Raw genomic sequence first — 17,038 nt, 5'->3', positions numbered from 1 at the left:
AAGGTCAGATAAAATTACAATACGCCATCAAGAAAAAGATGGAAATAAGGTTTATGTATATCCTTATAACTTTTTAGATTTTTTATTCCAAAAAAATCTAATCGTAGTGCATGAATCAAAGGACAGAATTCATCCTATGAATGATGTTATTCTGATAGTCTAGGTGAATAATTAAACAATTGAAACTCTGAGGTAACAATGGAAACGATAGAAGAGCTAATTTCAGTACTTGAACAAGCCGTTCCTGAGCTTGATATACAAGCATTACGTGAAAATTTACCTTTATCAGATACATCGGATGAAGTGCTTGATTGGTTATATGCATCACTATCAGAACAAGGTTTAATGGAGTATATCGAGTGGAAAGAGTATTTTGGTGAAATTCCTGATTTAAAGCCATTAGAACAAATCGTTTTTCCTGTATCACCTAATGAACTTATTTTATCTCAAATGGAAAATGTAGAATGGGATGAGTTAGATACCGACCCTTATACTATCCCTTATGAGTTGCCATATTTAGAGTACATTAATCACTTTTTATCTGAGAAAGGATTACGAATTGTTGAATTAACGCCTTTTGAAAATGGCTATATTTTTTGTATTCGCGACGATGAAGACATTATCGAAAAATTAGATACAGCGTTAAATATATTTGAGATGGGAATTAATGAACATACGCCGATGGATAAAGAGCAAACATTAGAATTTATCCAATCGCTACTTCATTCCGATGAATAGATCTAAAAGGTTTACATAAGATAGGCGCTGTTAAAGCGCCTATCTTAATAATAAATTACCAATGCCCTTTTGAGGTATGTTGATCGCGATAACGATCGACCCACATTGCAGTTGAACCACAAATAGCAACGGGCATTATCACTAAATTTAAAATTGGGATCATAGTGAAAATATTTACAGCCATGCCAAATTGCAGATTATTCCATTTATCTTTTTTCAATGTTGACTTCATATCAGCAAAAGGAATTTTATGATTATCAAAAGGGAAATCATTATATTGGATAGCCATCATCCAAGCTCCAAAAACAAACCACAAAATAGGTGCAACTGTTTGACCTACAACGGGAATGAAATAAAATAATAATAAGACGATAGCACGAGGAAGATAATAAACTATCTTTACCATTTCTCTTTTTAAAATGCGGGGGAGATCTTTTAATATTCCCATAACTCCCGTATCAGGTGGCGCAATACCTGTAATTTCTCCCTCAAGTTTTTCAGCTAACAAACCATTAAAAGGGGAAGCAATAATATTGGCTAACGTACTAAAGAAATAGGTAAATACCAATAAAACAAAAATTACAGATAATGGCCAAATAACATAACTTAGCCACTGTAGCCAGTCAGGTACTTTCTCCATCATCCAATTGACCATAGTACCAATTTGACTGTATAACCACCAAAAAGCACTACCGAGAATAATGATATTGGCAAGTAAAGGTAAGATAACAAAACGTTTTAGGCCAGGACGCGTAATTAAGCGCCAACCTAAATTGAAATAGTGAAATCCATTTAAATTTTTATTCGTTTCTGTCAAATTTGTCATACTTCCTATTCTCATCGATAAACCCAAGCTAGTATCATATAGACAGATAATCAGCCTTACTAGTCATGAATTGTCTAAAAAATGCGCATAAGATTATCGATAGTGTATCTTTGTGACAAGAAAATTAAGTATTGGCTTGCACTTATAAGCATTGGCAAATACTCTTAGTAAAAAGTATATTCGCCAACGTGGCTATTAAACCTCAAGACAACAGAGATAGAAATGATGCAGCAAAATTTGCGTCTGATATTAATCGTTGTTGGTGCGATTTTAATCATAGCTTTGTTACTACACGGCTTATGGATTGGTCGAAAAGAGCGCTCCAAGCTTTTCCGTAATCGCCCAGTAAAACGTCAGAAACAGAATTATCAGTCAGATGAGAACGATGATGAACCACAATATGCTGAGACTCGTCATCAGACACCTTCTTTATCCACTTCTGAGCAAGAGGAGAATGTGCCGTCGATAAAACCGACGCCAACATTTGAACCGACTTCCACAGTTGAGGATAACGATCCCCTTGTGTCTGAATCGACAGCACAATCATCAGCAATGCATTCTCATGAAATATCGTCACACAAAGAGCCTAGCCTTGGTGTTTATGATGATATTGAAGAGAATACAACGGTGGTGAAAGAGGAACAGAAAGAAACAGTCGTTGTTGAAACACACGCTGAACAAGCACGTGAAGCGAAAGTAGACTCTACAGTGAATTCTGAGCTAGCGCCTTCATCACCTGTTACACCTAATATGGCAAGCACTGATACTGATATAGAAGATACTGTTGTTGCTGATAAAAAAGAGGCTGAAAAATCAGTATCTGAAGAGCCAGCAGAAAAAGAGCTTGTTTTGGTCTTAAATGTCAGTGCTCATCATGGTCAAATGTTAGATGGCGAAATCTTATTGCAAAGTATTATTCAAGCGGGATTCCAGTTTGGTGCAATGAATATTTTCCATCGACACTTAAACCCAACAGGTAATGGTCCTGTTTTGTTTAGTTTGGCGAATATGGTGAAGCCTGGCACATTTGACATCGATACAATGGCAAGCCTGTCAACGCCGGGTATCTCAATGTTTATGATGGTGCCATCCTACGGTGATGCTAATCAAAACTTTAAGTTGATGTTACTTGCAGCGCAGAGAATCGCTTCTGATGTTGGTGGTGTTGTTCTTGATGAAGAGCGTAAGCTTTTGACACCGCAAAAAATCGAACTTTATAAATCGAGAATACGCAGAACGTTAGATTTACATCAATAGTTTTTTGTTTGTAAAAAAGCCCCCGCTTGCGGGGGTTTTTCTTCTTTGGTGATAACTCATGAATACAAATACCCAACAGCAAATCCAACAGCAAATTGATAAACTTCGCATTACTTTACGTCACCATGAATATCTTTATCATGTCATGGATGCGCCTGAAATTCCTGATGTGCAATACGATAGTTTAATGAATGAGCTAAAAGCATTAGAAGCTCAATATCCTGAATTAATTACGTCAGATTCACCGACACAACGTGTAGGTGCCTTACCACTGACGGCTTTTGAGCAAGTCAGACACGAAATTCCAATGTTATCGCTTGATAATGCCTTTGATGAGACAACGTATCTCGCATTTGATAAACGTTTACGTGAACGCTTAAAAAATAGTGAAGAAATTACATTTTGTTGTGAACTAAAACTCGATGGTTTAGCGGTAAGCTTGTTATATGAAAACGGTGTATTAATTCAAGCGGCTACCCGTGGTGATGGTACAACAGGTGAAAATATCACCGAAAATGTGAGAACAATTAAAGCCATCCCTTTACGTTTATATGGCGATAATATTCCTGCTCGAATTGAAATTCGTGGTGAAGTCTTTATGACAGAAACGGGGTTTGAGCATTTAAACGAAGAAGCTCGCCGTACTGGCGGTAAAGTCTTTGCTAATCCTAGGAATGCGGCTGCCGGCTCATTACGCCAATTAGACCCTCGTATTACTGCAAAACGACCTCTGACCTTCTTTTGCTATGGTGTTGGTGTCTTAGAAGGTGGTGAGCTACCTGATAGCCATTATGACCGTTTACAGCAGTTTAAACTCTGGGGTTTACCTGTCAGTGATAAAGTACAACGTTGTAAAGGAAGCAAAGCTGTTCTTGAGTTTTATCATCATGTTGAAGAGATTAGACCAACATTAGGCTTTGATATTGATGGCGTCGTTATCAAAGTCGATAATATTGCATTACAAGAAACGTTAGGTTTTGTTTCAAGAGCACCACGTTGGGCTATTGCCTATAAATTCCAAGCTCAAGAACAAATGACGGTGATTAAAGATGTTGAGTTTCAAGTAGGGCGTACAGGTGCGATTACGCCTGTCGCTCGATTAGAACCCGTTCAAGTTGCTGGTGTTATCGTAAGTAATGCAACATTACATAATGCGGATGAGATTGAGCGCTTGGGTCTACGTATTGGTGATACAGTGACTATTCGTCGTGCTGGTGATGTTATTCCACAAGTTGTCAGTGTGATTGAAGAAAAACGACCTGAAAATGCACAACCTATTGTATTTCCTACACAATGCCCTATCTGTCAATCTGATATAGAACGAGTTGAAGGCGAAGCTGTGGCTCGTTGCACTGGTGGGCTGATATGTGGCGCTCAACGTAAAGAATCACTGAAACATTTTGTTTCTCGTCGAGCAATGGATGTCGATGGTATGGGCGATAAAATTATCGACCAGCTAGTTGAAAAAGAGTATGTCAAAACGCCGGCTGATCTGTTTCGTTTAGATGAAAAAACATTAGTTGGTTTAGACAGAATGGGTGAAAAATCGGCAAAAAAACTGATAAATGCATTAGAAAAGTCTAAATCAACGACATTTGCACGTTTTATTTATGCTTTGGGAATTCGAGAAGTTGGCGAAGCAACAGCCAGTGGTTTAACCGCGCATTTTGCAACATTAGATGCACTGTGTACTGCTGATGTTGAGGCGTTAAAATTAGTGCCAGACGTTGGGGATATTGTCGCTAAACATGTGGTTAATTTTTTCCAAGAAGAACACAATAAAATGGTTATTGATCAATTGATTAATGACGCTAAAATTACTTGGCAAGCACCCGTTATTGTTACTCACAAAACAGGAGATAATCCTTTTGTGGGTAAAACGATTGTCTTAACAGGATCACTATCACAACTGACCCGTGATGAAGCTAAAGAGAGATTAACAGCGTTAGGTGCCAAAGTGAGCGGTAGTGTATCTAAAAAAACAGATATGGTCATAGCGGGTGAAGCCGCAGGTTCAAAATTAGCGAAAGCAAATGAATTAGGCATTAATGTTATTGATGAAAATGAGATGATAAGATTGCTTGATCAATCTGAATAATCATTCTAGTATGCGCATGGTGTTACTGAGAAAACATCTCAGTAACATCCTCTCCTTAAGTCAAATTTATATTTCATGTTACTTCAACCACTTGTAAAGTGTGATCAACCTAGATTATTTAATAAATAGTGTGTATATAGTTTCATGATATTGTGACAATAGTCACATCCTAATGTTGCGCGTTACATAAAATGCTCTCCAAGATTCATTTTTATTTTTGGAGCATGCATGTCCTCTATCATTCACTTCGTTTTAGCACTTGTTGTGATTGGCGCATTGGCTTTCATTGCGAGCAATAATCGCAAAGGAATTCGTATTCGCTATATCGTGCAATTATTAGTTATTGAGCTAGCTCTCGCTTGGTTTTTCCTCACATCTGATGTGGGTGAAGGATTTGTTCGTGGATTCGCTGGGCTCTTTGATCACTTACTCGGTTATGCCGCACAAGGTACAGAATTTGTCTTTGGAGGTATGATTAAAGGTGGATTAGCATTCTTCTTCCTGAATGTATTATGTCCAATCATCTTTATTTCTGCATTAATTGGTATTCTTCAACATATCAAAGTGTTACCTTTCGTGATCCGCATTATCGGTACTGTGCTTTCTAAAGTGAACGGTATGGGGAAATTAGAATCTTTTAACGCAGTGAGTTCACTGGTTTTAGGACAATCTGAAAACTTTATTGCCTATAAAGATGTATTAGGCAAAATGTCTCAACGTCGTATGTATACAATGGCAGCAACCGCTATGTCTACAGTATCAATGTCAATCGTTGGTGCATATATGACAATGCTTGATCCTAAATACGTTGTCGCTGCTCTAGTACTGAATATGTTCAGTACATTCGTTGTTCTTTCCGTTATCAACCCATATTCAGTTGATAGTGAAGAAGATATTCAAATGAGTAACCTTCATGAAGGCCAAAGCTTTTTTGAAATGTTAGGTGAATATATTCTTGCTGGTTTTAAAGTTGCCTTAATCGTAGCGGCTATGTTAATTGGTTTTATTGCCTTAATTGCAGCTGTAAACGCAATTTTTAGCATGATTTTCGGTATCACATTCCAAGATTGTTTAGGGTATGTTTTCTATCCATTAGCATGGGTTATTGGTATTCCTGAGCAAGATGCGTTACGTGTAGGTAGTATCATGGCAACAAAACTGGTTTCTAACGAATTTGTTGCGATGGGTAGCTTACAAGATATGGCAGCGCAATTAACACCACGCTCTGTTGGTATCTTATCTGTATTCTTAGTTTCATTTGCAAACTTCTCTTCAATCGGGATTGTTGCAGGTGCTATCAAAGGCTTGAACGAAATGCAAGGCAACGTTGTTTCTCGTTTTGGTCTGAAACTACTGTTTGGCTCTACATTGGTTAGCTTTTTATCAGCAGCTATCGCAGGTCTATTTGTTTAATACACAAGTTAAACTTGTAGCATGTGAATTAAATAATGATGTAGTTCGAATACTTAGTTAGCATTAGCCAGTCATCGAAAAATAAGGCAGTACCTTTGGGTACTGCTTTTTTTATAAGAAAAAATCTCTATAATCGTACTGATTATTCTTAATAGACAGTGAACCTTGCCATGCTGGAAAAACAACATCTTATTGATATAGCAAATACACAAATGCCATTTGGTAAATATAAAGGACGCATGCTTGTCGATTTGCCAGAAGAGTATTTATTGTGGTTTGCCAAAAAAGGCGCATTTCCCGAAGGAAAGCTAGGGCAACTTATGGAGATGACGCTAGCAATTAAAATTGATGGCTTAGAAGGGCTTCTAAAGCCTCTAAAACACGCTCGTTAACTTTTGTTTTCATCTGATTTTTCAGGGCTAAGAGAGTTGATAATTTTATGGCTTAGTTCAATAAAGCGTGCTTGTTCATCACGCGTTAAAACTAAGCGAATTTTTTCAGCATTTTGCTTACGGCCTAATGCTGCTCTTGCTAAAAAAGCATGGCCATCATCTGTTAAATGAGTAATTAATTCTCGTTTATCTTTATCTGAGCGATATTGCCCAATAAATCCTAATGTTTTTAATCCTCGCATAAATTTAGACAAGTTTTGTCTTGAAATCGCTAAAGTATCACTTAATTGCGAGGGGGTAAGGTCACCACGTAAACGTAATAATTCTAAAATATCATATTGCCCCCAAGTGACCTGCTCTGGAGTATAGCGGGTACGCTGTGCAACAAGAGTACATTGCAACAATGATAATGCATTTTCTAACTCATTTTTATCCATATATCTGCTACTTATTCCGTTATTCACTTTGCTAATAATACCAGCTCAGCATTCATGAATAAACGTCATATTGATTAACTAAAGTTAATCAAGTAGACTTGATATGGTTAACTTTGGTTAATCATATTAAAGCGGAAAGTCATTTCTTTATATGAAATATCGAGAAATAAAAGGGCTAAAAAATGGAATATTTTGAAGATAAAGTCATCCTTGTGACAGGCGCAAGTACAGGTGTTGGTGAAGGTATTGCACAATTACTTTATCAACGAGGTGCGACTGTTTTTATTACAGGACGTCACTTAGAACAAGTGAAACAAACAGCAAGCTCTATTGATATAACGGGTAAAAAAGTAATCGCTTTGCAGGCTGATATGACTTCACCTTCACAAGTTGAAAAAATGTTTGAAATAGTCATGTCACAGCAAGGCGCCTTACATGGATTAGTGAATAATGCAGGCATAACAGGCCCTCATAATACCTCTATTGTTGATTATGATATTGAAGATTGGAAAACAGTGATAGATACCGATATTAACGGGGTGTTTTACGGATTGAAATACGGTATTCCTAACATTTTAAAAAGTGGGGGTGGTAGTATTGTCAATCTTTCATCATCAAATGGTATTGTTGGAATTGCGGGTATTTCTGCTTATACAGCAGCAAAGCATGCTGTTTTGGGCATAACTCGCTCTGCTGCACTTGAATTCGCGGATAAAGGAGTGCGAATTAATGCAATAGGTCCTGGTTATGTTGACACACCAAGAATGCAGTTATTACCCGATGAAACACGTCAATGGATGGCAAATACTCATCCAATGAAACGAATGGGAACAAGAGAAGAGGTTGCTAAAACAGTCGCATTTTTGCTTTCTGATGAGAGTAGTTTTTCAACGGGGGCTTTTTATGCTGTTGATGGAGGATATACGGCGCAATGATATGAAGATAAATAAAAAAAAATCCTGAAGGATAATATTCAGGATCTTAAATTTTGGTGGAGCTAAACGGGATCGAACCGTTGACCTCTTGCATGCCATGCAAGCGCTCTCCCAACTGAGCTATAACCCCACAAATGTGGATGTTCTATTAATATATTGGTGGAGCTAAGCGGGATCGAACCGCTGACCTCTTGCATGCCATGCAAGCGCTCTCCCAACTGAGCTATAGCCCCAATATACTCGAACGGGCTTGATAATAGGCAACAAGCGCAATGCTGTCAATCACTTAATCTCTCATTATTTATTGATTGCTGAAAAAGAGAGCAAAAAAAAAGATGCATCCTTAAAATTAAGAACGCATCTTTTTTTGGTAATAAAGATGTAGAAATTATGCTTGGTTTTCTCTTGCTGTAATAAAGTCTAATGCTTTATTAATACGAGCAACACTACGAGCTTTACCGATAGCATGAACAGTGACATCTAAAGCTGGTGATTGACCTGCGCCAGTAACAGCAACGCGTAATGGCATGCCGACTTTGCCCATACCCACTTCGAGTTCATCAGCAGTATCTTGAATCGCTTTATGAACATTCTCAGCAGTCCAATCAGTAATAAGAGATAGCTTATCGCGAACAACTTCTAATGGTTGACGAGCAACAGGACGTAAATGTTTTTTAGCGGCTGCTTCTTCAAAGTCTTCAAAATCAACATAGAAATAATGGCAACTTTCAGCCATTTCTTTTAGTGTTTTGCAGCGTTCGCCTAATAATTTAATGAGTTCAACAAGTGATGGGCCATTACTTGTATCAATATTTTGTTGCTGGATATGCCAATCTAAATAAACGGCAACTTTTTCAGCAGGTAATGTGTTGATATAGTGATGATTTAACCAAAGTAATTTATCTGTGTTAAATGCACTTGCTGATTTGCTAATCGCTTCTAAAGTAAAGTCTTCAATCATTTCATCAATACTGAAGATTTCCTGATCGCCATGAGACCATCCTAAACGCACTAAATAGTTCAGTAATGCTTCGGGTAGATAACCATCATCACGATATTGCATAACACTTACTGCATTATAACGTTTTGATAGTTTTTTACCGTCATCACCTAAAATCATAGAAACGTGAGCATATTCAGGAACTGGCGCGCCTAACGATTTAAGAATATTGATTTGACGAGGTGTATTATTAATATGATCTTCACCTCGAATAACGTGGGTAATTTCCATATCCCAGTCATCGATAACAACACAGAAGTTATAAGTAGGTGAACCATCTGTACGACGAATGATTAAATCATCAAGTTCTTGGTTGCTAAATTCAATAGGGCCACGAATTTTGTCGTCAAAAACAACAGAACCTTCTTGAGGATTTAAAAAACGTACAACGTGAGGTTCAGCTGGAGTATGAGTATGATTACCATCACGGCAACAACCATCGTAACGAGGCTTCTCACCTTTAGCCATTTGATCTTCACGTAATTGCTCTAAGCGTTCTTTAGAACAGTAGCAACGATAAGCAGTGCCTGCTGCTAACATTTGATCAATAACTTGGTTATAACGATCAAAACGTTTGGTTTGATAATAAGGACCTTCATCCCAATTTAGGTTTAACCAATTCATGCCATCCATAATGGCATCAATAGCAGGTTGTGTAGAACGTTCTAAATCGGTGTCTTCAATACGCAGTACAAACTCGCCCTTATTATGACGACTATATAACCAGGAATAAAGTGCGGTACGTGCACCACCTACGTGTAGGTAGCCAGTCGGACTTGGTGCAAAACGGGTTTTTATTTTACTCATTGAAATTGCCTTAGTACGTCTTACTTATAAAGTTAAACGTGATTATCAAAAAAACGAAATTGTTGCCTTATTTTATCACTGGATGCTAATACCTCAATGACATTACGCTTTTAACCATAATAAAAGTTTTAAAATTACTTTTTTGTTTGACGAACTCGTCATGAAGGACTAGTTTGGATAACTATTGTATAAGTTGTGCTGTTAAAAAAAGCATCTTGTCTAAAAATAAAACGAACAATCATGATTACGATAAAAAACCGATAAAAATCGTTGACTCACAGCCAAGTATCCCTATAATGCACCCCATCACGACGGGCGGTTAGCTCAGTTGGTAGAGCATCTCCCTTACAAGGAGGAGGTCGTTGGTTCGAGCCCAATACCGCCCACCATTATTTTCGTTGTGATAAGTTGTATAATTGATATGATTGGGCGGTTAGCTCAGTTGGTAGAGCATCTCCCTTACAAGGAGGAGGTCGTTGGTTCGAGCCCAATACCGCCCACCAATTATATCAAATGTGGTAAAAAGAATTAAGTCATCATGAAGTGGGCGGTTAGCTCAGTTGGTAGAGCATCTCCCTTACAAGGAGGAGGTCGTTGGTTCGAGCCCAATACCGCCCACCACTTCATTTTATTTTTTCAAAATATCACATTCAGGTAAGGGTCGTTAGCTCAGCCGGTAGAGCAGTTGACTTTTAATCAATTGGTCGGGCGTTCGAATCGCCCACGACCCACCACTCCTGATACAACATTTAAGTTTGTATAAGCTTAAAGGCTAAAATAAGTAATATTTTGTGAATGGGTCGTTAGCTCAGCCGGTAGAGCAGTTGACTTTTAATCAATTGGTCGGGCGTTCGAATCGCCCACGACCCACCATTCTCAAAAATTTTCCTTATCGCAAAAATTATTAAATGGGTCGTTAGCTCAGCCGGTAGAGCAGTTGACTTTTAATCAATTGGTCGGGCGTTCGAATCGCCCACGACCCACCATTTAATAATCAAAGCGGGCGGTTAGCTCAGTTGGTAGAGCATCTCCCTTACAAGGAGGAGGTCGTTGGTTCGAGCCCAATACCGCCCACCATCTTTATTTATCCCCATTAGCAAATAAAACTCTCATTATTATAACAATTCCGTTGTTTATCATTAAAGTTTATTTATCTTTTAAATATAAATATTTTTATAATGAGATATTTACTTGATTTTTATCTTGTTTAAATAGATGTGTAAAAATTTTTATTAGATAATCTTTAATGATTATCCTATAAGATAATGATAAATAGTCAATAATACAGTGAAAGTTAAAAAATTATTGAAATGTTCCTACAGCTTTTTTAAAGATAGTTTATTTAATTTATATTGAAAGGATAAATTTTTCTAATTTTTATTAATAATTTCTAATATATTATTTAAATCTAATTAAAAAGTATAAAGTATAAGTTATGATCCATAATATGAGTGATTTTAGTTATTTTTATAAGAATAATTTAATTCTAATGGAAAAGAAAATATCTATAAATGATGGATTATTTTAAGCTCTATTATTAAGTTAGCCTTTTATTTTTTGGCTAACAAATAATAACTTAATGAAATTTTTATATATGAAGTGTGTTGTTTGATTTTTACGCAACTTGTTGATTTAAAATTAAATAAATCCGATTCATTCTTATTAGTTACAAAATATAAACGACTCTTATTTTTCAGTGTCAAGTTAACTACATCTCAGATATTGTTATAGTAATTTTTAAGCTTGTCATATTTTAATAACAACATAATGACAATGGTTTATATTAATAATAACAATAATATAAAAATATTAATGTATATATTGTGTTAATAATAATCATGACTAGAGTTAAGGGTTTTTACCTAAGATAAATAAGAGGTAGCCTGATTGTTTTTAGTATGATGATATCTTCATAGTGAGATGTAGTCATTGATTACTATTTAATTTTTTAGCTCAGTCGTTATTTTTGTAAGATTAACTAATATTTAAATAACGTCATTAAAACGAAAAAAAATTTATGATTTAAAGTATATTCTATATAACTTTAAAGTAAAAGCTATTAACTAGTTGATAAACAAAATAATATCTAAAAAAGATCTTGTTGGATTAAATATAAATATAGATTTTTATTTCTACGATATATTTTGATTTTATTTTTTATTAAATATAAAATTTCACGAATAAAATAATAACTATTTTTGTAAGAAGGGCGCTGTATTAATCTTAACTCTAAAACACAATTAATTTAAAAGATGATTTTTACGCTTATGCCAAGTATTTAATAATTATTTAAACTAAAATGAGCCATATTAACATATGGCATTTTTAGTTTATTTAATTTATTGATTTTAAATGTATTCTATAGATTTTTTTATTTTCATAAAATTTCATTGATATCGGTTAATCTCCATTGTGATAATAAAGAAAAGAGTTAAATGTTTGAAGTTAATTTGTAAATTTAAATAAATTAAACGAAAATATAGTGGCTAAATTTCACACAATTCAGTTTATCATTTTTCAAATTAAAAACTTTATAGTTATTAATTCCAATTGTTTAGTATGATTTAAGTTGTCTGTCAATTTTTCATATTAAATAATTCGTTTAACGTATTGATAAATATTGATTTACCTATTATTCCTACGTATTTTCATCTAAATAAATAGTGTTGATTAACTCATATTATCTTTTTTTGATTGGTTGAAAGTGTTTGAATGCGTAGTATATTATTTACATATGATAAGCAATGTTATGAATAGTCATATGTTTATCTAAAATAATTATTTTTTTATTAATACTAAAAAGGTGCATCCAATATTATATGTTTTTATATATTATTGATTTGACACTCTATTATAAATTTAGATATGAATCAAAGTAAAAAGCGAGAACATATTATGAGTAGCAAGTATCCAGTCGCTTATGCAGTTGGACAAAAAATAAAGTCATTAAGAAAATCTCAAGGTTATACTGTATTCCAGTTAGCAAAAGAGATTGATATCAGTGAACAACAATTATTCCGTTATGAGCGTGGTGTTAACCGTATCGATATTGATTGCTTAGTTAAGGTTCTTGATGTATTAGGTGTTAATATTGGGCAATTCTTCGAAGAAGTCATGGGGGGATTTGCTCAAGAATCTGATAGCAATGAACAACATATTTCGACTCATTTCGACAGTAAAGCTCTTTCTATATTTTGATAATATCCGTATATACTTTTGCTTATTTCGGATTTAACTAGATAGGATGAGAAAATTCTTGTGCAGTAATTAGTGGTTTTTGAGTAATGAGAATTTTCTTATCTCCATGAAATTATTGTCTTTATTTATATTAAATGCCCTTTATAGGGCATTTCGTTTTTCTATTCACCCTGATTTGAAGCCGTATAAAAATTAAATATACAGCCAATAATAGTGTTATTTCTATATTATAAAATCTATTTTTAGATGTTAAGAAATTAAGATATATAAAAATATAGAGACAATTAAAAAGTATTCATTGGAATAAATCCTCTTTATAGAGGGTTACTGATTTTGTAATAATAACCTTTTATAGGTATTATTGAGAGATATCAAAGCAATGTGAAAGAAGAATATTGGACATACAAAAAAGAGAAATAATTAATCATTAAGTCAAAAAATAAATACAATAATAAAGAGTTTTATAAATAATATTTATCACCTTAACATTCATAAAAACGAAAAGGTGATAATGATATTATACTCAGTTATCCTTAGGTGAAAGGATACTGATTAGCTGTGTATCATCTAATAAAATATTAAAAAACGTTTGATAGAAATAGCGTGTTTCTTCTTTGATATTAATATCATGAGTTTGCTCTGGATATAATATTGTGGCTAGCCACAAAAATTGCATCGCTTCTTCGGTTGTTTCTCTACACCACCAAAATAACCCTTTAGGATTTGTATACACTCGCCCATTACGAACAGCAGTGATAGTTTGCCATTGTGGTGAATTTTTAATGAATTCTGCATCTTTTGCATACATTGTTACTATAACATCAGGATCAGCACTAATAATTCGTTCTAAAGAGACTTCACCGGTCCTACTAGGAATAGTATCAAACCAATGTTCAGCAACGTTAATGCCGCCTGCAAGCGTTATCCAATCATGATTTAAAGAAGGTGCGCCAGATGTTCTTAACGGTGATCCAAAGGCATGATAAACCTTCATTGGGGATTTTTTAGCTATATTGCTGGTTGTACTATTTACGAGCGTTTTATTTCTCTCAAAATAATCAATGTAGTGTTGAGCATGATGATAGCTTTTAGTACCTAAAATTTCCCCAGTAATTAAGGTTCTTTCTAATAATGCATCCATTGAGCCTGATTTTAGTAAAACGACTTGAATATCAGCATGTTCTAGTATACTAGATTGAGCATCAGACAGTTTTCCTGTCGCGAAAAAAATCTCAGGTTGGCTAACAATTAATGTCTCTATATTGAGTGTATCGTTATTTCCTTTACTGGAAATAGAAGCTGATTTTATCGCGGGTACTATTTCAGTAAAAAAAGGAATAGTTTTAACTAAATCAGTAGTAGAAACAATATTATCACCAGCACCTAACATGGCTAAAATCGCATTATGGGCATTCCAGCTTGTTGCGATTCTTTTAGGATTATCAGGAACAGTGACAGATTTATTTTGATAATAATTAACAGTTCTTTGTGCCTGTGTCACCCATGGCATGCTGAGAGCAAAAGCTCCCAGCAATGTCATACACAGGATCTTAAAAAATCCTTTGTGCATATTATTCTCTCATTAAAGCTCGACACTGACAGACACTGAAACTTGGCGAGGTGTGCCTAAGAATGCGTTAGCACCACCAATAGCTCCATTTTGGTTACCTGAAAAGATAGATGCCCAATAATGTTCGTTTGTGACATTATCTAAATTAATTCTAAAGATTGTTTTTTTATTCCAATAATTTGTTTGATAACGGGTACCAAGATCAAGCGTGGTATATGCTTTAGCCCACATAGTATTGGTTGTATTCGCAGCACGTTTTCCCGTGTGATGGATATTCGCACTATAAGTAATATTTGGAACAGTAGGGAAATGATACTCCGCTAATAAATTTGCTTGATATTTTGGTATACCAACAACATCTTTATCCTGTGTTTTAGCATTACCGGTATTGGTTAATGTTGGGTCTAACCAAGTCATGCTACTAAAAATGAAAAACTCATCAGTCACTTGTCCATTAGCAATAAGCTCTAATCCACGGTTACGCTGCTTGCCTTGCTCTTTAAAGACATTATCATCACCGACATAAGCAAATGGTCGTTCTAATTGGAATAAAGCAGCATTAAGGTTTAGGTCGCCAATTTGAGATTTCACCCCAATTTCCCATTGTTCACTACGATATGGTTTTAGGACTTCATTTTTATTTTTAGCGGTATCAGGTGCTACATCACCTTCTTCAAGAGAATCAGCATAAGAGACATAGGTCATCACATTGGGAACAGGTTTAAACATTAACGCGATTGCTGGGCTTAGCCCATTTTCAGTATGATTTGATCCACCATTACGATAAGACGTTTCTTTGATCCAGTTTTGGCTAAGTGATCCCATAACAGACCATTGAGGATTAAAGGTTAAAGTATCGCCTACCGTAATAGATTGTACTTGAGAACGGCTTCCTTTTGTGCGAGCACTGCCTGTATAGAAACCATCATGAGAAGGATCATCATAACGATGAGGATGATTGATATCTTGAACTGGTAGATTAAATGTTTTATCACCACCATTTGCGCTATAGATATCCCAGCGATAACCACTGGTTGCAAGCACTAAATCATGAGAAAGCGCGCCTGTCATGACATGGCCATTAAGATTAAATGAATTACTTAATACCGTAAAACGACCATAAGTAGAGGGTACAGAAAGACTTTGCGTAAATTTTTGGCCATCAGCACTTAATTTATTAGAAATAGAGCGGAAACCACGATCAGCCACTTGATAACCTACAGCTGCACTCATTTGCCAGTTTTCATTAAAATCATGTTTTAAACGGCTACTCATGGTTCTGGTATGGAGATCAACACCAGCAAATGCTTGCCCATAACCGGCTTTAGTTGGATCTGGCGCATCAGGCAATGCAGTAACGTTAGGTCCATAAGAGAATGCACCAGGGTAACCCATTTTTTTAAACCAATAATCACTGAAATTAATTTCTAATACTGTTTCAGGTGAGATATTCCAGTCAAACGCAGTACTAATTAATTGGCGACGTGTTTTACTACCCGCAACATAGCCTTTACCTTCATCTTGTAAGACATTAATACGATAACCAAACGTATTGATATCATCAACAAAGCCACCTAAATCAAGGTGTCCTTTGAATTGTCCATCATTGACATAAGTAGCATTAATAGAAGTTAATCGTTTAAGAGTAGGGCGTTTTTGAGTGAAATTAAATTGCCCACTTGGACTTGCTGGCCCATAGAGAGAACCTGTTAAGCCATTAATAATATCAACACTTTCAAGCATTTCGACAGGAAATGCAGTAGTAGAAATAATATTAACGCCATCTAAACGTGAGTTAGCAACAACATTGCCTTGCATTCCTCTATTTTGAGGACGCCCTACATCCATTCCACCACGTGCTTGCATTTGTGATGAGGCATTATATTTTAAAATATCAGCAACGCTGGTAATTTGTTGATTTTCAATAATAGACTGAGTAAATGTATTTGTTGTATAAGGTATATCTAACCACTTTTTATTACCCAGTGGGCCCATATCCACTTCACGAGTAATAAACCCTGCACCGGCTTCACTATTATTAACAGGGTGAGCAGTCACAATCATTTTTTCTGTTGTTCCAACGGCAAAACTAGCGGGTATAGCGAAAGCGTGTGTAACAGCACAAGTTACTGCTGAAAGAATAAACTTATTCACGATTAACTCCAAATATGTATTTTTAATTATTCAAATCCTGCGATAGGTAAAATTATATATAGCGATAGGCGTCACAAAAATTTTGTGATATTTCACTATATAAAATGGTATATAACGAGGATGGAGGCAGACTATACACCCAATAATATGCAAATAAAATGATATAATTGTTAATAATCCAGTTATGAAATCTTTTCTGAATAAAGATCAAAA

At 35.3% G+C, this 17,038-nt stretch carries 12 protein-coding genes and 9 tRNA genes; 14 read left to right on the top strand and 7 right to left on the bottom strand.

Translation table 11 applies throughout. From position 1 onward, the window contains the following. Nucleotides 1–198: 198 nt before the first annotated feature. Nucleotides 199–738: a hypothetical protein gene (locus M983_RS03370; protein WP_066747025.1), complete on the top strand. Its 540-nt coding sequence runs from the start codon at nucleotides 199–201 to the stop codon at nucleotides 736–738. A gap of 55 nt (nucleotides 739–793) precedes the next feature. Here the strand turns inward: M983_RS03370 and cysZ are convergent, their stop codons facing one another. After that, nucleotides 794–1,564, bottom strand: a complete 771-nt coding sequence (gene cysZ / locus M983_RS03365; protein ID WP_066747022.1) for a sulfate transporter CysZ — start codon at nucleotides 1,562–1,564, stop codon at nucleotides 794–796. A gap of 222 nt (nucleotides 1,565–1,786) precedes the next feature. Between cysZ and zipA the strand changes: the two genes are divergently transcribed. The 4 genes from zipA to M983_RS03345 all read left to right on the top strand — a co-directional run bounded on the left by zipA (nucleotide 1,787) and on the right by M983_RS03345 (nucleotide 6,724). Next, nucleotides 1,787–2,821 (top strand): cell division protein ZipA, encoded by a 1,035-nt coding sequence (gene zipA / locus M983_RS03360; protein WP_083954532.1) that lies wholly within the window; start codon nucleotides 1,787–1,789, stop codon nucleotides 2,819–2,821. Nucleotides 2,822–2,879: 58 nt separating this feature from the next. Further along, on the top strand, nucleotides 2,880–4,919 hold the full coding sequence (ligA, locus tag M983_RS03355; protein WP_066747019.1) for an NAD-dependent DNA ligase LigA: 2,040 nt from the start codon (nucleotides 2,880–2,882) through the stop codon (nucleotides 4,917–4,919). Nucleotides 4,920–5,147: 228 nt separating this feature from the next. Beyond that, on the top strand, nucleotides 5,148–6,332 hold the full coding sequence (locus tag M983_RS03350) for a NupC/NupG family nucleoside CNT transporter (RefSeq protein WP_066747016.1): 1,185 nt from the start codon (nucleotides 5,148–5,150) through the stop codon (nucleotides 6,330–6,332). A gap of 173 nt (nucleotides 6,333–6,505) precedes the next feature. Next, on the top strand, nucleotides 6,506–6,724 hold the full coding sequence (locus M983_RS03345) for a DUF3820 family protein (protein ID WP_157091917.1): 219 nt from the start codon (nucleotides 6,506–6,508) through the stop codon (nucleotides 6,722–6,724). On the opposite strand, the gene M983_RS03340 is transcribed toward M983_RS03345, so the two are convergent. Beyond that, nucleotides 6,721–7,161, bottom strand: a complete 441-nt coding sequence (locus M983_RS03340; protein ID WP_066747010.1) for a MarR family winged helix-turn-helix transcriptional regulator — start codon at nucleotides 7,159–7,161, stop codon at nucleotides 6,721–6,723. The genes M983_RS03345 and M983_RS03340 overlap by 4 nt on opposite strands. 182 nt (nucleotides 7,162–7,343) lie before the next feature. Here M983_RS03340 and M983_RS03335 point away from each other — a divergent pair, with 182 nt between their 5' ends. After that, the gene (locus tag M983_RS03335) at nucleotides 7,344–8,096 is read left to right on the top strand and encodes an SDR family NAD(P)-dependent oxidoreductase (protein ID WP_066747007.1); all 753 of its coding nucleotides are present in this window, start codon (nucleotides 7,344–7,346) and stop codon (nucleotides 8,094–8,096) included. Between the two features lie 54 nt (nucleotides 8,097–8,150). On the opposite strand, the gene M983_RS03330 is transcribed toward M983_RS03335, so the two are convergent. The 3 genes from M983_RS03330 to gltX all read right to left on the bottom strand — a co-directional run bounded on the left by M983_RS03330 (nucleotide 8,151) and on the right by gltX (nucleotide 9,903). Further along, nucleotides 8,151–8,226: transfer RNA gene (locus M983_RS03330), tRNA-Ala, on the bottom strand. A gap of 27 nt (nucleotides 8,227–8,253) precedes the next feature. Further along, nucleotides 8,254–8,329: transfer RNA gene (locus M983_RS03325), tRNA-Ala, on the bottom strand. 155 nt (nucleotides 8,330–8,484) lie between these two features. Then, nucleotides 8,485–9,903 carry a glutamate--tRNA ligase gene (gltX, locus tag M983_RS03320; RefSeq protein WP_066747004.1) on the bottom strand — a complete coding sequence of 473 codons (1,419 nt, stop codon included), beginning with the start codon at nucleotides 9,901–9,903 and terminating at the stop codon, nucleotides 8,485–8,487. A 313-nt stretch (nucleotides 9,904–10,216) separates the two neighbouring features. Between gltX and M983_RS03315 the strand changes: the two genes are divergently transcribed. From M983_RS03315 to M983_RS03280, 8 genes are all read left to right on the top strand, one after another. Continuing rightward, nucleotides 10,217–10,292, top strand: a tRNA-Val gene (locus M983_RS03315). Between the two features lie 38 nt (nucleotides 10,293–10,330). Beyond that, nucleotides 10,331–10,406: transfer RNA gene (locus M983_RS03310), tRNA-Val, on the top strand. Nucleotides 10,407–10,448: 42 nt separating this feature from the next. Beyond that, nucleotides 10,449–10,524: transfer RNA gene (locus M983_RS03305), tRNA-Val, on the top strand. A gap of 37 nt (nucleotides 10,525–10,561) precedes the next feature. Beyond that, nucleotides 10,562–10,637: transfer RNA gene (locus M983_RS03300), tRNA-Lys, on the top strand. Between the two features lie 63 nt (nucleotides 10,638–10,700). Then, nucleotides 10,701–10,776: transfer RNA gene (locus tag M983_RS03295), tRNA-Lys, on the top strand. 37 nt (nucleotides 10,777–10,813) lie between these two features. After that, nucleotides 10,814–10,889: transfer RNA gene (locus M983_RS03290), tRNA-Lys, on the top strand. Nucleotides 10,890–10,904: 15 nt separating this feature from the next. Continuing rightward, nucleotides 10,905–10,980: transfer RNA gene (locus tag M983_RS03285), tRNA-Val, on the top strand. Nucleotides 10,981–12,798: 1,818 nt separating this feature from the next. Next, nucleotides 12,799–13,101, top strand: a complete 303-nt coding sequence (locus M983_RS03280; RefSeq protein WP_066747001.1) for a helix-turn-helix domain-containing protein — start codon at nucleotides 12,799–12,801, stop codon at nucleotides 13,099–13,101. Nucleotides 13,102–13,624: 523 nt separating this feature from the next. Here the strand turns inward: M983_RS03280 and M983_RS03275 are convergent. Beyond that, nucleotides 13,625–14,641, bottom strand: coding sequence for an ABC transporter substrate-binding protein (locus tag M983_RS03275; RefSeq protein ID WP_066746998.1), 1,017 nt, complete (start codon nucleotides 14,639–14,641; stop codon nucleotides 13,625–13,627). Between the two features lie 42 nt (nucleotides 14,642–14,683). Continuing rightward, the gene (locus M983_RS03270) at nucleotides 14,684–16,825 is read right to left on the bottom strand and encodes a TonB-dependent receptor (RefSeq protein ID WP_245684002.1); all 2,142 of its coding nucleotides are present in this window, start codon (nucleotides 16,823–16,825) and stop codon (nucleotides 14,684–14,686) included. Nucleotides 16,826–17,038 lie beyond the last annotated feature (213 nt).

This window comes from Proteus myxofaciens ATCC 19692, from assembly GCF_001654855.1.
In the GTDB taxonomy this organism is placed as follows: domain Bacteria; phylum Pseudomonadota; class Gammaproteobacteria; order Enterobacterales; family Enterobacteriaceae; genus Proteus; species Proteus myxofaciens.
Note: the sequence above shows the minus strand (reverse complement) of the source record. Positions and strands in the feature narration are given on the sequence as shown.

What these genes read in the sequence shown, in the direction of transcription:
- M983_RS03370 (WP_066747025.1), top strand. Translation starts at nt 199, where the DNA reads ATGGAAACGATAGAAGAGCTAATTTCAGTACTTGAACAAGCCGTTCCT.
- cysZ (WP_066747022.1), bottom strand. Translation starts at nt 1,564, where the DNA reads ATGACAAATTTGACAGAAACGAATAAAAATTTAAATGGATTTCACTAT.
- zipA (WP_083954532.1), top strand. Translation starts at nt 1,787, where the DNA reads ATGATGCAGCAAAATTTGCGTCTGATATTAATCGTTGTTGGTGCGATT.
- ligA (WP_066747019.1), top strand. Translation starts at nt 2,880, where the DNA reads ATGAATACAAATACCCAACAGCAAATCCAACAGCAAATTGATAAACTT.
- M983_RS03350 (WP_066747016.1), top strand. Translation starts at nt 5,148, where the DNA reads ATGTCCTCTATCATTCACTTCGTTTTAGCACTTGTTGTGATTGGCGCA.
- M983_RS03340 (WP_066747010.1), bottom strand. Translation starts at nt 7,161, where the DNA reads ATGGATAAAAATGAGTTAGAAAATGCATTATCATTGTTGCAATGTACT.
- M983_RS03335 (WP_066747007.1), top strand. Translation starts at nt 7,344, where the DNA reads ATGGAATATTTTGAAGATAAAGTCATCCTTGTGACAGGCGCAAGTACA.
- gltX (WP_066747004.1), bottom strand. Translation starts at nt 9,903, where the DNA reads ATGAGTAAAATAAAAACCCGTTTTGCACCAAGTCCGACTGGCTACCTA.
- M983_RS03280 (WP_066747001.1), top strand. Translation starts at nt 12,799, where the DNA reads ATGAGTAGCAAGTATCCAGTCGCTTATGCAGTTGGACAAAAAATAAAG.
- M983_RS03275 (WP_066746998.1), bottom strand. Translation starts at nt 14,641, where the DNA reads ATGACATTGCTGGGAGCTTTTGCTCTCAGCATGCCATGGGTGACACAG.